This is a genomic window from Bradyrhizobium sp. P2_E8 (genome assembly GCF_056403875.1).
Genome location: NZ_JBFUES010001019.1, coordinates 1 through 2,604 on the forward strand (window position 1 = coordinate 1; position 2,604 = coordinate 2,604).

The window sequence follows — 2,604 nt, forward strand, 5'->3', positions numbered from 1 at the left end:
TCGCTCGGCTGCACCGCGGCGGCGATCTGGTCGATCGGCAGACCGACGATCTCGCGGCGGTCGCTGCCGCAAAGCTGATCCAGCGCAACGCCGCGCGCTTGCCGCCGTCCCTGCGGCCGCTGCGGCAGATAGGCCGAAAGGCCGTCGTAGCCATAGGGCCCGAAGATGCCGGCATAGATGTCCGGATAGCCGTAGCCCCAGAAGCCGAGACCGTCGCCCCAGATCGTGTAGTCGTAGAGATCGTTATAGGCGAACGGCCAGAACAGCGGCCCGACCCAGCCATAACCGCCGCCCGCATGTTGCCACCATCCGCTGCTGGCGCCATGCCAGCCGGCGAGTGCGGCCGCCGCCGCGATCTGGGCTCGCGCCGCCGGATTGCCGATCAGACGGCCGTTGCGGAAGGCGCTGGAATGCACGTTGAGGGCGTTGCGGAAATTCGCGGGGCGGATGGCCGCGTTGCGGATCTGACCGAAGTTCGGACCGCCATGGCGGGCGCCGGTTGCAAACCGCATCCCTCGATGATGCCCGCCGCCGTGCGCGTGCCCACCGCCGTGACCGTGGAAATGGCCGCCGCCGTGGTGACCACCGCCATGGTGACCACCGCCGTGCCCGCCTCCATGGCCGCCTCCATGCCCGCCGCCGCCTTTCGCCAGAGCCGCGCCCGCCAGCATGCAGGCAAACGCCACCGCGGCAATTCCAACGACCGGTCGCATCATCGCACCCTCCCGCGCAGAGCCCTGCCATTCAGGCATCGGAACCTGGCGGGAATTGGAACCATCAACGTTGCCGAAAGTTCCCAGTCCCTGGCCGCGCAGAGCCTACGCCTCGGGCACGATCTTGCCGGGGTTGAAGATATTGAGCGGATCGAGCGCCTGTTTCAGCGCCCGCATCGCGTCGAGCGCTTCGGGACCGAGTTCGGCCTTGAGGTATTTCTGCTTGCCCTGGCCGATACCGTGCTCGCCGGTGCAGGTGCCGTCCATCGCCTGCGCGCGCTCGACGAGGCGATGCATGAACTCCTCGCCGCGTGCCATCTCGTCGGCGTCGTTGGTGTCGCAGACCAGCGAGCAGTGGAAATTGCCGTCGCCGACATGGCCGACGATCGGCGACAGCAGATTGAGCCGCTTGAGATCCTCCTCGGTCTCGCTGACGCAATCGGCAAGCCGCGAGATCGGCACGCAGACGTCGGTGGCGACCACGCCGACACTGTCGCCGGGCCGCAGCGCCTTCACCGACCAATAGGCGTCGTGCCGCGCCTGCCACAGTTTGGTGCGATCCTCCGGCTTCGTCGTCCAGGAGAAGTCGCCGCCGCCGCATTCCTTTGCGATCTCGCCGAAGCCCTTGGACTGCTCGGCGACCTCGATCTCGCTGCCGTGGAATTCCATCAGGAGCAGCGGCGTCTCCGGCAGCGTCAGCTTGGAATAGGCGTTGCAGGCCTTCACCTGCGCGGCATTGAGCAGCTCGATGCGCGCCACGGGAATGCCGGTCTGGATCGCCAGGATCACGGCCTGACACGCCCCGTGAACCGTCTCGAACGACACCGCGCCGGCCGCGATGGTCTCGGGGATGCCGCGCAGGCGGATGGTCAGTTCCGAGATGATGCCGAGCGTGCCCTCGGCGCCGACGAACAGATGCGTCAGGTCGTAGCCGGCGGATGATTTCTTGGCGCGGGTGCCGGTGGTGATGATCTCGCCGTCGCCGCGCACCACCTTCAGCGCCAGCACGCTGTCGCGCATGGTGCCGTAGCGCACCGCGTTGGTGCCGGAGGCGCGCGTCGAGGCCATGCCGCCGAGCGAAGCGTCCGCGCCGGGATCGATCGGGAAGAACAGGCCTTGGTCGCGCAGATGCTCGTTGAGCGCCTTGCGGGTGACGCCGGGCTGGATCACGCAATCGAGGTCCTCGGCGTGCACCGCGAGCACCTTGTTCATGTCGCGCAGGTCGATCGAGATGCCGCCGGCGGGCGCATTGACCTGGCCCTCCAGCGAGGTGCCGGTGCCGAAGGCGATCACGGGCACGCGGCTCCTGGCGCAGATGCGCACCACGTCCTGGATATCGGCGGTCTCCTGCGCCATCACCACGCCATCCGGCGGCTGGTTGGGAATCCACGTCGTGGTATGGCCGTGCTGCTCGCGGACGGCCTGCGAGGTGATGAGGCGGTTGCCGAAGCGTGCGGCAAGCTGCTCCAGTGCGCTCGCGAGGGCTTTCGGCTCCGGCCGCGGCGGATTATTGGTGATAGTCGTACCCACGGGAAATTCCTCCGACAGAAGAACCGTGGCAAAGGACATCTAACCGGTCAAGTCAAGCGACCGGACGCATAGCCAGGGAAGGACACATGCCGGAGACCGCTACTGCGCCCAAGGCCGAGCCGTTCCGCGCCTCGATCATGCAGATCGAGCCGCAATGGATCGACTATAACGGCCATCTCAACATGGCCTATTACAACGTGATGTTCGACCGGGCGATCGACGAGTTCTGGCTCGAGCTCGGCATCGGTCCGGTCTACAAGAAAGAGCGTCACGGTTCGACCTTCACTGCCGAATGCCATGTGCGCTATCTGCGCGAGATCCATCTCGGCGATCCCGTGCGGATCCTGGTGTGGCTGCTGGA

Annotated in this window: 2 protein-coding genes and 1 pseudogene; 1 reads left to right on the forward strand and 2 read right to left on the reverse strand. The window is 66.7% G+C overall.

Annotated features, from left to right (window positions below):
- Both AC1D00_RS35990 and AC1D00_RS35995 read right to left on the reverse strand, forming a co-directional pair.
- Positions 1–716 (reverse strand): annotated as a pseudogene (locus tag AC1D00_RS35990) (Spy/CpxP family protein refolding chaperone); the annotation flags it as partial.
- Positions 717–818: 102 nt separating this feature from the next.
- Positions 819–2,243, reverse strand: coding sequence for an FAD-binding oxidoreductase (locus AC1D00_RS35995; RefSeq protein ID WP_477013939.1), 1,425 nt, complete (start codon positions 2,241–2,243; stop codon positions 819–821).
- Positions 2,244–2,329: 86 nt separating this feature from the next.
- On the opposite strand from AC1D00_RS35995, the gene AC1D00_RS36000 reads away from it, so the two are divergent.
- The coding region (locus AC1D00_RS36000; RefSeq protein WP_477013940.1) for an acyl-CoA thioesterase at positions 2,330–2,604 on the forward strand (275 nt) is incomplete at its 3' end.